This window comes from Streptomyces sp. BBFR102 (assembly GCF_051397025.1).
Classification (GTDB): domain Bacteria; phylum Actinomycetota; class Actinomycetes; order Streptomycetales; family Streptomycetaceae; genus Streptomyces.
Genome location: NZ_CP195757.1, coordinates 799,352 through 814,807, shown reverse-complemented (window position 1 = coordinate 814,807; position 15,456 = coordinate 799,352). Strand labels below are relative to the sequence as shown.

12 protein-coding genes and 1 pseudogene are annotated in these 15,456 nt (G+C 75.2%); 7 read left to right on the top strand and 6 right to left on the bottom strand.

The window, feature by feature from the left end; all coding sequences use genetic code 11:
- The gene (locus ACSLIC_RS03745) at positions 1 to 411 is read right to left on the bottom strand and encodes a hypothetical protein (protein ID WP_436736233.1); all 411 of its coding nucleotides are present in this window, start codon (positions 409 to 411) and stop codon (positions 1 to 3) included.
- 325 nt (positions 412 to 736) lie between these two features.
- On the opposite strand from ACSLIC_RS03745, the gene ACSLIC_RS03740 reads away from it, so the two are divergent.
- Entirely contained in the window at positions 737 to 1,546 is an 810-nt protein-coding gene (locus ACSLIC_RS03740) for an SGNH/GDSL hydrolase family protein (RefSeq protein ID WP_436736232.1), read from the top strand.
- Positions 1,547 to 1,702: 156 nt separating this feature from the next.
- Here the strand turns inward: ACSLIC_RS03740 and ACSLIC_RS03735 are convergent, their stop codons facing one another.
- Positions 1,703 to 2,815 carry a serine/threonine-protein kinase gene (locus ACSLIC_RS03735; RefSeq protein ID WP_436736231.1) on the bottom strand — a complete coding sequence of 371 codons (1,113 nt, stop codon included), beginning with the start codon at positions 2,813 to 2,815 and terminating at the stop codon, positions 1,703 to 1,705.
- A gap of 311 nt (positions 2,816 to 3,126) precedes the next feature.
- Between ACSLIC_RS03735 and ACSLIC_RS03730 the strand changes: the two genes are divergently transcribed.
- Complete coding sequence (locus ACSLIC_RS03730) at positions 3,127 to 3,396, top strand: hypothetical protein (RefSeq protein ID WP_436736230.1); 270 nt, start codon at positions 3,127 to 3,129, stop codon at positions 3,394 to 3,396.
- A gap of 152 nt (positions 3,397 to 3,548) precedes the next feature.
- Here the strand turns inward: ACSLIC_RS03730 and ACSLIC_RS03725 are convergent.
- The 4 genes and pseudogenes from ACSLIC_RS03725 to hmgA all read right to left on the bottom strand — a co-directional run bounded on the left by ACSLIC_RS03725 (position 3,549) and on the right by hmgA (position 9,306).
- Positions 3,549 to 4,702: pseudogene (locus ACSLIC_RS03725) on the bottom strand (type ISP restriction/modification enzyme).
- Positions 4,703 to 4,814: 112 nt separating this feature from the next.
- Positions 4,815 to 6,992, bottom strand: coding sequence for an RNA polymerase recycling motor ATPase HelR (helR, locus tag ACSLIC_RS03720; RefSeq protein WP_436736229.1), 2,178 nt, complete (start codon positions 6,990 to 6,992; stop codon positions 4,815 to 4,817).
- Between the two features lie 171 nt (positions 6,993 to 7,163).
- The gene (locus ACSLIC_RS03715) at positions 7,164 to 7,910 is read right to left on the bottom strand and encodes a GntR family transcriptional regulator (RefSeq protein ID WP_436736228.1); all 747 of its coding nucleotides are present in this window, start codon (positions 7,908 to 7,910) and stop codon (positions 7,164 to 7,166) included.
- Positions 7,911 to 7,983: 73 nt separating this feature from the next.
- Complete coding sequence (gene hmgA / locus ACSLIC_RS03710; RefSeq protein ID WP_436736227.1) at positions 7,984 to 9,306, bottom strand: homogentisate 1,2-dioxygenase; 1,323 nt, start codon at positions 9,304 to 9,306, stop codon at positions 7,984 to 7,986.
- 131 nt (positions 9,307 to 9,437) lie between these two features.
- Here hmgA and ACSLIC_RS03705 point away from each other — a divergent pair, with 131 nt between their 5' ends.
- The 5 genes from ACSLIC_RS03705 (at position 9,438) to ACSLIC_RS03685 (ending at position 15,443) form a co-directional block, all read left to right on the top strand.
- On the top strand, positions 9,438 to 11,495 hold the full coding sequence (locus ACSLIC_RS03705) for a right-handed parallel beta-helix repeat-containing protein (protein ID WP_436736226.1): 2,058 nt from the start codon (positions 9,438 to 9,440) through the stop codon (positions 11,493 to 11,495).
- Positions 11,492 to 12,280: a hypothetical protein gene (locus ACSLIC_RS03700; RefSeq protein WP_436736225.1), complete on the top strand. Its 789-nt coding sequence runs from the start codon at positions 11,492 to 11,494 to the stop codon at positions 12,278 to 12,280. Before ACSLIC_RS03705 ends, ACSLIC_RS03700 begins: the two co-directional genes overlap by 4 nt.
- Positions 12,277 to 13,569: a hypothetical protein gene (locus ACSLIC_RS03695; RefSeq protein ID WP_436736224.1), complete on the top strand. Its 1,293-nt coding sequence runs from the start codon at positions 12,277 to 12,279 to the stop codon at positions 13,567 to 13,569. The genes ACSLIC_RS03700 and ACSLIC_RS03695 overlap by 4 nt, the downstream gene beginning before the upstream one ends.
- A gap of 58 nt (positions 13,570 to 13,627) precedes the next feature.
- Positions 13,628 to 14,269: a TetR family transcriptional regulator gene (locus ACSLIC_RS03690; RefSeq protein WP_436736223.1), complete on the top strand. Its 642-nt coding sequence runs from the start codon at positions 13,628 to 13,630 to the stop codon at positions 14,267 to 14,269.
- An 82-nt stretch (positions 14,270 to 14,351) separates the two neighbouring features.
- Complete coding sequence (locus tag ACSLIC_RS03685) at positions 14,352 to 15,443, top strand: zinc-binding dehydrogenase (RefSeq protein WP_436740264.1); 1,092 nt, start codon at positions 14,352 to 14,354, stop codon at positions 15,441 to 15,443.
- Positions 15,444 to 15,456: the final 13 nt, after the last annotated feature.

Genomic DNA, 15,456 nt, shown 5'->3' with positions numbered 1-15,456 from the left:
TCAGCCGACCCGCTCTCGGCCGGCGCCGCGCCGGACGAGCCGCCCGGCGAGCGCGCAGGTGAGGACCAGGCAGCCGATCGCGCCCACGGCGGCCACCCCGGTCCGCGCCGACCAGGAACCCGCCATCAACAGGGCCTGGGCGACGCCGGTGTTGACCGCGAGCGCCGTGCCGAGGGCGGCCACGGCCCGGCTCCACGGGTCGAGCCCGGTCAGGACGAGGGCGACCGCGCCGCCGGGCGCGGTCGCCAGGAAGGCGAAGGTGAGCCCGGCGTGCCAGGGCGCCCCGGGCCCGGTCAGGGTGAGCAGCGTGCCGCACGTGAGGACCGCGCACCACGCGGCGGCCAGGGCCGCCGTCGGCGGCCCACCCGGTGAGCCGCGATGTCGTTCTGTGAGCGGAGACGATGGCTTCATGCCGATGGTCTGCATTGGCGACTTTGCCCCCCAGCGCGCCGGATGCCGGACTTCAATGTGGCGCAGTGGTGCCGGGCCGTCAAGATGCGGAGAGAGTGTGCAGATGCTCGACGGCGCCGTGCCCGTCTGAGGGCATGCGTTCACGAACGAGTGCACCGTGTAAGCGGAATGACCAGCCATCACATCTGCGTCGCACCTGTTGCTTTCGCAAAGAGTGCAGGGCAGGCCGTTCTCTCCGCGCGTAGATGTTTTGGCATGAACACTTCCGAGCGCCCCTGATTCCGTGCTACCAAGTGCACGCCGACCCCCCGCAGATGGAGGCTTCATGAAACTGCGTAGAACCGCGACAGGTGTGACCTCGTTCCTCGCCGCCCTCGCCCTCGCCTTCACCGGGGCGAGCGCGGCGACCGCCGCCGACGCCCAGGCGGCGGGCGGCTACGTGGCCCTGGGCGACTCCTACTCCTCCGGGGTCGGTGCCGGCTCCTACGACAGCGGCAGCGGCGACTGCCGGCGCACCCCCAAGGCGTACCCCGCCCTCTGGGCCGCCGCCAACTCGCCCGCCAGCTTCGACTTCGTCGCCTGCTCCGGCGCCAAGACCGGCGACGTCCTCGCCAACCAGCTGGGCGCGCTGAAGTCCTCCACCAGCCTCGTCTCGCTCACCATCGGCGGCAACGACGCCGGGTTCGCGGACGTCATGACCACCTGCGTCCTCCAGTCCGAGGCCAACTGCGTCGCCCGGGTCAACGAGGCCAAGGCGTTCGTCGAGGGCTCGCTGCCCGGCAAGCTCGACTCGGTCTACTCGCAGATCCGCGCCAAGGCCCCCTCGGCCAAGGTCGTCGTCCTCGGCTACCCGCGGTTCTACAAGCTCAACGGCTCCTGCATCGCCGGTCTGACCGAGGGGGAGCGCACCGCCATCAACAACGCCGCCGACCTCCTCAACTCCGTCATCTCCAAGCGCGTCGCCGACCACGGCTACGCCTACGGGGACATCGCCGCCGCCTTCACCGGTCACGAGATCTGCTCCGGCGACTCCTGGCTGCACAGCGTCAAGTGGACCGGGATCAACGACTCGTACCACCCGAAGGCCGCCGGCCAGTCCGGTGGCTACCTGCCGGTCCTCAGCTCCAAGGCCTGATCCGCGCCCGCCGTCCGCGCGGGCCCCGCACCCCGGGGCCCGTCGCACCGCGCCCTCGCACCCCGAGAACGCGTACGAGGAGGTCCCGCCATCGCGCGGGACCTCCTTCCGGCTCTCCCGGCGGCCCCGCACGCCGCCGCGCCCCGCGCTGGCGGCTCACCATCCGAGCACGTACCCCAGCCCCGTCGTCACCAGCACCACCAGAGCCGCCAGCGCCACCAGGGCGGGCAGCGCGCGGCAGCCCGCCCCGCGCACCCCCTCCTCCTCCAACACCCCCGGACCGCGCCCGGTGTGATGCTCCGCCGGCCCGCGACCGTCCGGTCCGGAGCCGCCCCGCCGGGCCTCCCGCGCGCCGGGCACCCCGGGGTGCGTGCCGCCCCGGGAGCGCGAGCCGCCCGCCACCCGGCGCAGCAGCCGCTCGGCCTCCACCGCGCCCAGCCGGTCGTCCGGGTGCTTGCGCAGCAGCCCCTCGATCACCGGCCGCAGCGGGCCGGCCCTGCCCGGCGCCGGAAGCGCGTCGTCCACCGCCGCGCCGAGGGTGGCCAGGGCCGTCTCGCGCCGGAACGGGGTCCGCCCCTCCACCGAGGCGAAGAGCAGCACCCCGAGCGCCCACAGGTCCGAGGCGGGACCCGGTACCCCCTCCAGCGCCCGCTCCGGCGCCAGGTACTCGGGCGAACCGACCACCTCGCCCGCGTCCGTCAGCTCCTCCCCGCCCTCCACCAGCGAGCTGCCGAAATCGGTGAGCACCACCCGCCCGCCGTCCGCGAGCAGGACGTTGGCCGGTTTCACGTCCCGGTGCAGGACCCCGGCGCCGTGTGCCGCCCGCAGCGCCGAGAGCACCTGGACGCCGACCGCCGCGGCCCGCTCCGGCGGCAGCGGGCCTTCCGCCTCCAGCACGTCCTGGAGGGTGAGCCCGCGCACCAGCTCCATCACGATCCACGGCCGCCCGTCCTGGCGTACGACGTCGAAGACCTCGGCCACGCCCGGGTGCTCGACCCGTCCCGCCGCCCGCGCCTCCCGCTCCAGCCGCGCGTGGAGGCGGGCCATGTCCTCCTCGGGCAGGCCGAACGGCACGCTCACCTCCTTCACCGCCACCTCGCGGCGCAGCGTCTCGTCCCGCGCCCGCCACACCGCCCCCATCCCGCCCCGGCCCAGCTCCCCGAGGAGCCGGTACCGCCCGGCCAGCAGCCGACCGCCCGCCTCCGGTGGCGCACCGTGTTCCTCCCCGCCCGCTCTGCCCGGCCTGCCCGACGTACCCGATGTGTTCATGAACCCTCCGTGGGGGGAGCGCCATTTCTCACACAAGTACCCCGTGAGGGCGTATCCGCAGCGCCGCCGTGCCGGTGATTCGTGGGCGCGCCGGCGGCCGCGCGGGCACGCCTCGGCACGCGCCGGGCGCTCGCAGACCGCTTCACGCAGCGTCACAGCGGGCCTGCGCGACATGTCCCCGACAGGTGTGGGTACCCGTCAACAACCTTGCGGGCAAGGCGGATCCCGTGCCCGGGATACCGGCGCGAAGCCCAGGGGCGATAGGGTTGGCCTGCCCGGGGCCGGGTGCCCTCGTACGGGTGGGGAGTGACATGGAACAGATAACTGTGCGCAGCAGGCCGCGAGTGCCTGCGATCACGTGCGGGAGCAGCGCGACCAGTTCGCGCCTCGACCGCCATCTCTCGGTGCTGGGCGGTCCTGCCGTCCCGCTGCGCGAGACGGCCGAGGCGACGACGCTGATGCGTGAGCTCACCTCACGGAATACCGCGCACGATCGCACCGGCAGGGGTGCGCGGGTCAGTCGGGTATCACTGTTCGCACCGCTCAGGCGGCTGCGCAGGTCGCTGTTCGGCGGCCACTGACCCCAGGCCGGCCGTAACCACTCCGGCCGGCCTCCCCCCTCCCCCCCCTGTTCCAGACACCGTCCGGTTCGGGGCGCAGCAACTGTGCCACCACTCCCCGGCACCACGTCGCGCTCCGCCCGGCGGACGCCCTCTACTCCGCGGTACCCCGTTCACCAGAGGGCCCCCTGCCCCTCGGGCCCCTCCTCGCGCACCGCCAGGACCGGGCCGGGCCGCCGCGCCGCCGCCGGGACCGGCAGCACCCCCGCCGCCCGCAGCTCCGCCTCGCCGACGACAGGCCCCGCCACCTGCGGACGGCCCGCCTCCGCCTCGCTCAGCAGGGCCAGCACGGTGATCAGCTCCAGCAGCTCACGGGTCCGCTCCCGCGGCCACTGACGGGGCGCCAGCCCCTCCAGCGTCCCCGGCGGCCCGACCGCCGTACGCCGCGCCACCCACTCGGCCAGCACCCGCACCCCGCCACAGGTGAACTCCCAGGCCCCGGACGGCACCGGCGCGATCCGCCCCCCCCGCCGACCAGCAGGCTCTCGCCCTCCCGGTCGTACGCCACCGGGTACGGTCCGCCCTCGCCCGCGTCCGACTCGACGAGCGGGGCCCGGACGTACGGCCGCTGCCCGCCCGGCAGCCGGGGGCGCTCGCCGTCGAGCGGGGCCAGCAGGGCGAGGGCGGCGCTGCCCCAGGCCACACCCGCCTGCCACTCCCCGGCCCGCCGGGGCAGGGGGACCTCGCAACCGCCGGCCCCGGGCACGGCGGCGCACACGGCCCACGCGAAGACGTCGTCGGCGGTCACCGGCAGGCCCAGCTCACCCGCCAGGTACGGGACGAGGCCCGGCGCCAGGTTGGGGCCGGCGGCGTCCGGCCCGCGGTGCAGGGGGCGGACCGGCCGGGCCCTGCCGTGCGGGTTGCGGCCGGTCGGCAGCAGGGCGGTGGCGAGCAGCGGAGGGCCGCCCGGGCCCGTCTCCAGCAGATAGCGGGAGGCGGGGCCGTGGGCCCGCCACAGTTCGGGCCGGGCGGTGTCCAGGAGCCGGTGGTCGGGCAGCAGCCAGCGCGCGTCGAAGGGGCCGTCGAGGACGCGGACCGGCTCGGGGCACGGGCCCGGGTCGCGGGCGAGGCGGCCGGTGGCGGTGGAGCGGCCCGGCAGCGGGGCGACCGAGGAGCGGGTGGTGCGGGCCCGGGTCGGCCCGAACAACTCCTCGCGCCGCTCCCCCTCCGCCTCGGCCAGCGCCCGCCAGCGGCGCCGCAAGGTCTCCGGCTCGCCCGCCAGCGGCCAGTCGCGGCCCGGCCGCCAGGGCGCCACCGACCAGGGCATCAACTCCGCCAGCCGCACACCCCGCCGGCCCGCACCGCCGCCCCCTCGCACGCTCACCCCCGCATCGTACAAACCACCCGCCCGGCCCCGCCGCCCGTCCGCCCGTAGCGCCTCAGGGGCTGGTGAGGACGGCCAGGCGCCGGGTCGCGCGGGTCATCGCCACGTAACGGTCGACGGCGCCCTCGACGCCCTCGCCGAACCGCTGCGGGTCGACCAGGACGACCAGGTCGAACTCGAGCCCCTTCGCCAGCTCGGGGGTGAGCGAGCGGACCCGGGGGGTCGCCCTGAAGGAGGGGTCGCCGATGACGCACGCGACGCCCTCGGCGTGCTCGGCGAGCCAGGCGTCGAGCAGGGCGTCCCGCTCCGCGGCCGGGCCGTGGTGGACCGGGACACCCGTGCTGCGTACCGAGGAGGGCACGTTGGCGTCGGGCAGCACGGCGCGGATGACCTGCTCGGCCTCGGTCATCACCTCACTGGGGGTGCGGTAGTTGACGCCGAGCGAGGCCACCGTGATCCGGTCGAGCCCGGCCCGCTCCAGCCGCTCGGGCCACGAGGCGGCGAACCCGTGCCGGGCCTGGGCGCGGTCGCCGACCACGGTGAAACTCCGTGAGGGGCAGCGTGAGCGCAGCATCTGCCACTCGGCGTCGGTCAGCTCCTGCGCCTCGTCCACGACGATGTGCGCGAATGGGCCCTCCAGCGGCTCCGGCTCGGCCCCCGGCAGCGCGCCCTCGTCGATCAGGGTGGTCTGCAGATCGTCGTGGAGGAGCATCGTCACCGCGCCCTCCCCGTCGTCGTCGGCCCGTACGAGGGTGTCGACGACGGCGGCCCGCCGCTCCCGCTCGGCGGCGACGGCGGCGTCCTGGCGGAGCTTGCGCACGGAGGACCGGGGGTCGCCGAGCCGCTGCCGGGCGGCGTCCAGCAGCGGCAGGTCGGAGACGGTCCAGGCGTGCGGCTCCGGGCGTTGCAGCGCGCGGATCTCCTCGCGGCTCAGGTGCGGCGCGCACCGGCGCAGGTAGGCGGGGACCGTCCAGAGGTCACCGACCAGGTCGGTCGGCTCGATGATCGGCCAGGCCCGGTTGAGGGCGCCGAGCAGCTTCCGGTTCCCGAGGAGCGAGCGGCGCAGCAGCGCGGGCGGGGCGTCGCTCTCGTCCTGGTCCGCGAGGATGGCGAGGAGTTCGTCGCGGATCTGGCCCCGTGCCTCGTTGTGCGGGGTGCCGGGCTCCACCGCGTCGAAGGCGGCGGCCCAGTCGGCGGCGCTCAGCCACAGCGTGGACCAGTGCGTGACGACCTCCATGCCCTCGGTGGGCGGCTCCTCGTAGAGGGCGACGGCCGGTTCGACCGCCCGCACCATCGCGGCCGAGGACTTCAGCCGGGCCACCTCGGGGTCGTCCTCGGGCCGGGCCTCGGCGCCTTCGGGGACCAGGTCGCGCAGGGTGCAGGTGCGCACACCCTCCTCGCCGAGACTGGGCAGCACGTCGGCGACGTAGCTCAGGTAAGGCTGGTGCGGGCCGACGACGAGCACGCCGCCGCGCCGGTGGCCCAGGCGCGGGTCGGCGTACAGGAGGTGGGCCGCGCGGTGCAGGGCGACGACCGTCTTGCCGGTGCCCGGGCCGCCGTCCACCACCAGGGTGCCCCGGGAGCCGGCGCGGATGATCGCGTCCTGGTCTGCCTGGATGGTGGCGAGCACGTCGCGCATCCGGTCCGAGCGGTGGCCGCCCAGGGAGGCGACGAAGGCCGACTGGTCGTCCAGCGCGGCGTGCCCCTCCAGACCGTCGGCGGTGAACACCTCGTCCCAGTAGTCGCTGATCCGCCCGCCGCTCCAGCGGTACCTGCGGCGGCTGGCCAGGCCCATCGGGTGGGCGTGGGTCGCCGCGAAGAACGGCTCGGCGGCGGGGGAGCGCCAGTCGGTCAGCAGGCGGCGCCCGTCGCCGTCGGTGAGGCCGAGCCGGCCGATGTACACGGGCTCGGAGCCGTCCTCGCGGACGAAGTGGCCGAGGCAGAGGTCGAGGCCGAAGCGGCTCAGGGTCCGCAGGCGCGCGCTCAGGCGGTGGACCTCGGCGTCCCGGTCCATCGCGGCGCGTCCGGCGCCGCCGGGGGAGCGGAGGGCGGCGTCGAGGCTCGCGGTCAGCTCGGCGAGCGACTGCTCCAGGGCGGCCTGCACGGCGGCGAAGTGCCGCTCGTCGCCGCCGGTCAGCGCCGGGTCGGCCTTGGCCGCCAGGCGGTCGGGGAGAGCGAAGGCCTTGAAGGCGGCCGGAGAGCCCACCTCGGGGCCGGGCGAAGGGGTGCGCACTGCGTGAATCACTCATTTCGGCGGGATCGGGCGACGGCCCGTGATTCTGCCTGGTGGAGGGGGCCTTGCCGCAAGCGCCCCCCTGCGCTGTACGTTGACAGTGGCAGGGAGCGCGGGCGCGCTCGTTGCCTTCCTTCCGCCCTCCCGCGTCTCGGGAGTCCCGGACCGGGCCTACGCGTCCAGCGTCACGGTGAACGAGAACCGGTCCCCCCGGTAGTGGATGCGGGTCACGTCGAGGGTGCGGCCCTCCTCGTCCACCGTGATCCCGGTGTAGTGCAGGATCGGGCTGAGCAGCGGGACGTCGAGCAGCCGGGCCGTCTCGGGGTCGGCGAGGCGGGCCTCGACGGTGTCGGTGATGCGGGCGATGCTGAGGCCGACGGTGTCCCGCAGCACCTTGGTCATCGGCCGGTTCTCCAGGTCGGCGGGGTCGACCAGGGCCGCGATCTCCGGCGGCAGGTAGTTGCGGGCGTGGTTGGTGGGCTCGCCCGTCTCCTCGTCGTGGCGCAGCCGGTGGTACGCCGTGACCTCGCTCCGGCCGGGGAAGTACTCGGCAAGGTCGGCGGGGACGGACTCCGGGCCGTGGCCGAGCAGGCGGGCGCGCATCCCGGACTGCTGGGCGACGATCGCGTCCACCGAGCCGAGCAGGCGGACCGGGGCGCCCTGGCGGGCGCTGGGCTCGATGAAGGTGCCGCGCCTGCGGTGGCGGGTGATGAGCCCCTCGTCCTCCAGCTCCTTGAGCGCCTGCCGCATGGTGAGGACGCTGACGCCGTAGTGCGCGGCCAACTGCTCCTCGGTGGGCAGCCGCAGCGGGGCGCCGGGGGAGCGGCCGAGTATGGAGGCCCGCAGGGACTGCGAGACCTGGTACCAGAGGGGCAGTTTCCGGTTCAGGACGATGGAGTCCGGTGCGAATGCGGTCACGGCTTCTCCGGGAGGACGGGACGGGCGGGCCCGGCCGCCGGTGCGGGCGGCCGGGCACAGGTGGGTCAGGGGATCATCCCGCAGTACCCCAGTGCCGCTCCAGGCCCTGCCACACCTGGTCGTAACCACGCTGGCGGTGGGCGGCGCCCGCCGCCTGCGCGGTCGGCAGGATCGGCCAGCGCGTCTCGAACATGAAGGCCAGCCCGTCGTCGACCTTCTGCGGCCGCAGTTTCGCCGCCGACGCCTTCTCGAAGGTGTCCCGGTCGGGGCCGTGCGCGGACATCATCGGGTGCAGCGAGCCGCCCCCGGGGACGAAGCCGCCGGCGCCGCCGCGCTTGGCGTCGTAGGCGCCGTCGATCAGCCCCATGTACTCGCTCATCACGTTCCGGTGGAAGTACGGCGGCCGGAAGGTGTCCTCGCCGACCAGCCAGCGCGGCACGAAGGCCACGAAGTCGACCCCGGCCAGGCCCGGCGTGTCCGAGGGCGAGGTGAGCACGGTGAAGACCGAGGGGTCCGGGTGGTCGTAGCTGATCGAGCCGATGACGTTGAACCGGTGCAGGTCGTAGACGTATGGGACGTGGTTGCCGTGCCAGGCGACGACGTCCAGCGGGGAGTGGCCGTAGGCGGCCCGCCAGAGGTTGCCGCAGTACTTGGTGACCACCTCGACGGGCCCTGCCACCTCCTCGTAGGCGGCGACCGGGGCGCGGAAGTCCCGGGGGTTGGCGAGGCCGTTGGCGCCGATCGGGCCGAGGTCGGGGAGCTGGAAGGGGCGGCCGAAGTTCTCGCAGACGTAGCCGCGCGCCGAGCCGCCCGCCAGCTCCGCGCGGAAGCGGACGCCGCGCGGGATCAGCGCGATCTCGCCCGGCCCCGCCAGCAGCACGCCGAACTCGGTGCGCAGCCGCAGCACGCCCTCCTGAGGGACGATCAGCAGCTCGCCGTCGGCGTCGGAGAAGACCCGCTCCATCGAGGTGTCGGCCGCGTACAGGTGGACGGCCATCCCCTCGCGGCGGGCCGGGTCGCCGTTGCCGCCGAGGGTCCACAGGCCGGCCAGGAAGTCGGTGCCGGGGGCCGGGTCGGGCAGCGGGTCCCAGCGCATCCGGTTGGGGTCGGGGACGGCGTCGGTGAACGGGCCGCCGTGCAGCGTGCCGTTCTCCATCCGGGCGAAGGCCGGGTGGTCGGCCGAGGGGCGGATGCGGTACAGCCAGGAGCGGCGGTTCTGCGCGCGGGGCTCGGTGAAGGCGGTGCCGCTCAACTGCTCGGCGTAGAGGCCGAGCGGGGCGCGCTGCGGGGAGTTGCGGCCCTCGGGGAGGGCGCCGGGGACCGCCTCGGAGCTGTGCTCGTTGCCGAAGCCGGTCAGGTGGGCCGGGGTGGCCGGTGCGTGTCCGTCAGCGCTCATCTGGTGCTCCCTCGTCCGCCGATTCCTCTGCGTCACCATAGGATTGCCGGGGTCCGGTGACAAGCCTCCGTGCGTCCGGTCCGTGCGCGGGGGGCTCCCAGAAGCTGAACATTGCTCTACTCTCCCGGGGCATGTCGTGGACACGCAGGTTCCTCGCCGTCCTCGCCGTCGCCGGGACGCTCCTCGCCGCCCTGCTGACGGCCCCGCCCGCCCTCGCCCACGAGGAGCGCCCCGTCGACTTCCCCGACGGCTCGGGCCGCGTCCCCGTCCACCGCGACGAGGAACCCGACCTCCTCGTCTGCAAGAAGGGCGAGGCCGCCTTCGAGAAGCGCATCGCCTCCTTCCCGAAGGCACTCCTGGAGAAGAACCGCGCCCTGTACGCCCGTTGCCTGCGTGAGGGGTACCGCCACCTCCAGCAGGCCGTGGACGCCGTCGACCGCCCGGGCACGACCATCGCCATCCTCCCCGGCCTCTACGAGGAGGAGCCCTCCCAGCCCGCGCCGTCGGGTGCCTGCGCCCGCCTCGACGCCCCCGACTCCCAGCTCGGCTACCAGATCCTGTCCTACGCCCAGCAGAAGCGGTGCCCGCACAACCAGAACCTCGTCGCGATCCTCGGCAAGAAGGACCTCCAGATCGAGGGCACCGGCGCCCGCCGCACCGACGTCGTCATCGACGCCAAGTACCAGAAGCTCAACGCGATCCGCGCCGACTCCTCCGACGGGGTCTACTTCAGGAACTTCACCGCCCAGCGCACCACCTTCAACGCCCTCTACATCCTCGCCGGAGACGGCTTCGTCATCGACGACGTCCTCACCCGCTGGAACGACGAGTACGGCTTCCTCACCTTCGCCGGCGACCACGGCCTCTACAAGAACTGCGAGTCCTACGGCAACGGCGACTCCGGCATCTACCCCGGCAGCGCCTCCGACCTCAACGACGGCCGCGGCTACGACGTCCCGCGCTACGCCATCGAGATCACCGGCTGCCGCAGCCACCACAACATGGTCGGCTACTCGGGTACCGCCGGGGACTCGGTGTACGTCCACGGCAACGAGTTCGACCAGAACATGGGCGGCGCCTCCATGGACAGCGCCTTCCCCGGCCACCCCGGCCTCCCGCAGAACCACGCCCGCTTCGAGGACAACCGCATCCACCACAACAACGCCGACTACTACCGCCACATCAAGGACGGCACCTGCTCGCGCCCGCCCGCCGAACGCGGCTACGAACAGGGCGTCGTCTGCCCCCAGATCTCCATGCCGCCCGGCACCGGCATCATCACCGCCGGCGGCAACTGGAACCTCTACGAGGACAACTGGGTCTACGGCCACGACCGCGCCGCCTTCTTCCTCAGCGCCGTCCCCGCCTTCATCCGCGGCGAGAGCGCCTGGTCCCAGCAGACCGACACCTCCCACCGCAACCGGTACGCCGGCAACCACCTCGGCACCGACCCCGACGGCAACCGCGTCCCCAACCGCACCGACGTCTGGTGGGACGGCCAGGGCGAGGGCAACTGCTGGCAGTCCGGCGCCACCACCTCCACCCCCGCCACCCTGCCCGTCTGCGGCACCGCCCGGGGCGCGGTCGACGGCGGCTCCGGACGGCTGGTCGGCGAACCCGTCAAACTCGCCCAGCTGATGGTCTGCGCCGACTACGACGCCCGCAGCGCCCGCGTCCCCGCCGGCTGCGACTGGTACGGCGCCCGGGGCGTCGAACGCGTCGAGACCCAGCTCGCGCTGGCGGCGGCAGCCGTGCTGACCCTGGTCGGCGCCGTCCTGTGGCGGCGCAGGCTGCGCGGCGACCGGCTCGCGGGCGCGGCCCTCCTCCTCGGCCTCGCCGGGCTCGCCCTGGACGTGGCCGGCTCCACCCTCGCGCTGCGCCCCGGCCCCCTCCCCGGGCTGGCCCTGCTCGCCACCGGCCTCGCCTGGACCGGCCTCGGCGCCGCCCTCGCCCGTCGGCACGCGGTACCGGGACTCGCCACCCTGACCCTCCTGCTCGGCGCGCTGACCCTCGCCGACGCCTTCGACCAGGCCGTCCACCTCATCCCCTGGATACCGGTCGGCCTCGGCTGGCCGCGCCTGGTGCTGGGCCTGGGCTGGGTCCTGTGGGCGGTGGCCGCCGCCGCGCGCCGCACCCCGGAACCGGACCGGGCCCCGCGCACCGAACAGCCCGAAGGGAGCCTCGCGTGAACCGCGCCCGCGCCGCCCGCCGTGCCACCGCCCTCGCCGCCGTCCTGCTCCTCGCGGCCGGCTGCGGCGGGCGCCCCACCACCCACCACAAGCCCGGCACCAGCCACGAGGAGGCCACCGCCGGGGCCGGCCGGCTGCTCGCCGAGCGGGACGCGGCCGGTCACCGCTACCGTGAACTCCCGCCCGGACAGGGCCCGTCGGTCCGGGTCACCGCCCGGCCCGACAGCGAGGACGGCTGGAACCTCCTCCTCACCCTGAGCCGCTTCCGCCTCACCCCCGACAGCACCGGCTCCGGCGCCGTCCCCGGACGCGGTCACGCCCGCCTCCTCGTCGACGGCAAGGAGACCGCCCGCCTCTACGGCACCTGGCACCACCTGCCCGCCGCCGACCTCCCCGGCCCCGGACCGCACCGGCTCACCGTCCGCCTGCACGCCGACGACCACACCGTCTGGGTCCGCGACGGACGGCCGGTCCAGTCCACCCACACCCTCGGGGCGCAGGCCGGGGAGAGGCCGGGGCCGTCCGCCCGCACCGTCGAACTGACGGTCACCGACGGCCGGGTGACCCCGCCCCTCGGCCGCACCGAGGTGAAGAAGGGCGACCGCGTCACCCTGAAGGTCCGCTCCGACCGCGACGACACCCTCCACGTCCACGGTTACGACAAGGCGAAGAAGCTGGTGGCGGGGGAGAGCGCCACGCTCACCTTCACCGCGGGCCGCACCGGCCTCTTCGAGGTGGAGACCCACGGCACCCGCCTCGTCCTCACCCAGCTCCTCGTCCGATGACTCCGCACCCGCCCGCCCCGGAGCCGGCCGCCCTCCTCGCCCACGGCATCGGCGCCCAGCACGACCTGCCCGTCTCCCCCTTCTACGCCTTCGCCGGAGCCTTCGCCGCCCTCCTCGTCTCCTTCCTCGGGCTCGGCCTGCTCTGGTCCCGCTCCCGCTTCACCGGGGCCGCCGCCGGGCGCCCCCTGCCCGCCTCCGTCCAGCGGTGCGCCGACGCCCGGGCCACCACCCTGACCCTGCGCGCCCTCGGCCTCGCCGCGTACCTCACCGTCCTCGCCCACCTGCTCCTGGGCCCCGGCGACCCCGCGCGCAACCCGGCCCCGGCCGCCGTCTACGCCCTCTTCTGGGCCGGGCTCGTCCCGCTCTCCCTGCTCTGCGGGCCCCTCTGGCGCCGCGTCAACCCGTTGCGCACCCTCCACCTCCTCGGCCGCGCCCTGCTCCGCCGGCCCGAACCGGGCCGCGCGCCGCCCGCCCGGTCGGGCCTGTGGCCCGCCGCGCTCGGGCTGCTCGTCTTCACCTGGCTCGAACTCGCCTCGCCCGCCCCGGCCTCGCGCACCGCGCTGCTCACCTTCCTCGGCGCGTACACCGTGCTCCAACTGGCCGCCGCCGCCCGCTGGGGCGAGGCGTGGTTCGCCCGGGGCGACGCCTTCGAGGCGTACGCGGGGCTGCTCGCCCGGCTCTCGCCCCTCGGCCGCCGCGCGGACGGGCGGCTCGTCGTCCGCAACCCGCTCGACGGCCTGGACGCCACCGAACGCGTCCCGGGCCTGGCCGCCACCCTCTGCGTCCTCCTCGGCTCCACCGCCTACGACGGCTTCTCCGGCACCGCAGGCTGGACCGGCACCCTCCAGACCTCGCCGCTCGGCCGCACCCCGACCGCCACTCTCGGGCTGCTCGCGGTGATCGGCGTGACCGGCGCCGTCTACGCGCTGTGCACCGCCGCCACCCGGGTCCAGGGAGCCGGTGCCGCCTTCGCGCACAGCCTGGTGCCGGTCGCGCTCGGCTACCTCGTCGCCCACTACTTCACGCTCTTCACCACCGAGGCGCCGCGCGCCGCCGCCCTCGCCCTCGGCGCCGGCCCGGGCCCGGTCCCCGAACCGCCCCTGGAACCCGCCGCCCTGGCGGCCCTCCAGGTCTGCGCCGTCGTCACCGGCCACGTGCTCGGCGTGGTCGCCGCGCACGACCGGGCCGTCCGCCTCCAGCCGCCCGAACGCGCCGTCACCGGCCAGCTCCCGCTCCTCGCCCTCATGATCACCTACACCCTCGGCGGGCTCGGCCTGCTCGTCGCCTGACGCCCCGTGCGGTCCGCCCCCGCCCGGCGCTCGCGCGGGTGGCCGCCGGAAGGGCACCATGGTCCCCGTGCAGCACCTCACCTCCCTGCGCCGCGCCCCCGTCCAGCAGCGCAGCGCCGAACGGCTCGTCCGCATCCTCGACGCCTGCGCCGACCTCCTCGACGAGGTCGGCTACGAACAACTCACCACCCGCGCCGTCGCCGACCGCGCCCAGGTGCCCATCGGCTCCGTCTACCGGTTCTTCGACAACAAGCGGGCCCTGGCCGACGCCCTCGCCCACCGCAACCTCGACCGGTACGCCGACCGCATCGCCCGCCGCGTCGCCGAGATGGACGGCACCGACTGGCGAGGCGCCGTCGACGCCTGCCTGGACGAGTACCTGACGATGAAGCGGACCGTCCCCGGCTTCACCCTCATCGACTTCGGCGTCCCGGCCCCGCCCGCCCCCGGCGAGCCGCACGCCAACCACCAGGTCGCCGACCGGGTCGCGGCCCTCCTCGCCGCCCATCTCGGACGCCCCCTCGACGACGCCCTGCGCCGCGCCGTCCTGGTCGGCGTCGAAGCCACTGACTCCCTGCTCCACCTGGCCTTCCGCACCGACCCGGCGGGCGACGAGGCCCTCGTCACGGAGACCCGCACCCTGCTGCACGCCTACTTCGCCCACGCCTTGGACCGCATGCCCGAGGACCAGGACGGCTGAAGCGCGGCCCCTGGTGCCCGGCACCACGGGGGCGTTAGGTTGGCCGCCGCCCACCCTCGCCCAGCAGCCGGGAGAACTCGCCGTGGTCCGTGCCGCCTTCCTGCCCGCCACCGGTTCCGCCCTCACGACCGGTGAGATCGAGCTGCCCGACCCCGGCCCCGGCCAGGTGCGGATCAGGCTCGCCGCCGCCGGGGTCTGCCACTCCGACCTCTCCCTGACCAACGGCACCATGGCGGTCCCCGTCCCCGCCGTCCTCGGTCACGAGGGCGCCGGAACCGTCGTCTCCGTCGGCGAGGGCGTCACCTCGGTCGCCCCCGGCGACGGGGTCGTCCTCAACTGGGCGCCCGCCTGCGGCGACTGCGCCGCCTGCGGTCGGGGCGAGGTGTGGCTGTGCCGCAACGCCCTCGCCGGAGCCGCCCGGGTCCACGCCCACCGGCCCGACGGCACCGTCCTGCACCCCGGCCTCAACGTCGCGGCCTTCGCCGAGGAGACCGTCGTCGAGGAGAACTGCGTCCTGCCCGTCCCCGACGGGGTGCCGCTGACCGACGCCGCCCTGCTCGGCTGCGCCGTCCTCACCGGCTACGGCGCCGTCCACCACAACGCCCGCGTCCGGCCGGGCGAGACCGTCGTGGTCCTCGGCGCCGGGGGAGTGGGCCTCGCCGCCCTCCAGTCCGCCCGGATCGCCGAGGCCGGCGCGGTGATCGCCGTGGACGTCTCCGAGGCCAAGCGGGAACTGGCCCACCAGGCCGGCGCCACCGACTTCGTCGTCGCCTCCGCCACCACGGCCAGGGAGATCCGCGCCCTGACCGGCGGCGAGGGCGCCGACGTGGCCGTCGAGTGCGTGGGGCGGGCCGCCACCATCAGGACCGCCTGGGACTCCACCCGGCGCGGCGGCCGTACCACCGTCGTCGGCATCGGCGGCACCGACCAGCAGGTCACCTTCAACGCCCTGGAACTCTTCCACTGGGGCCGCACCCTCTCCGGCTGCGTCTACGGCAACTCCGACCCCGCCCGCGACCTGCCGGTCCTCGCCGAGCACATCCGCGCCGGCCGGCTCGACCTCGCCTCGATGGTGACCGACCGGATCGGGCTGGACGACATCCCCGGCGCCTTCGAGCGGATGACCGCCGGGAAGGGCGGCCGGGCCCTGGTGGAGTTCGCGCGGACGGAATGAGAGAGGACGGCGG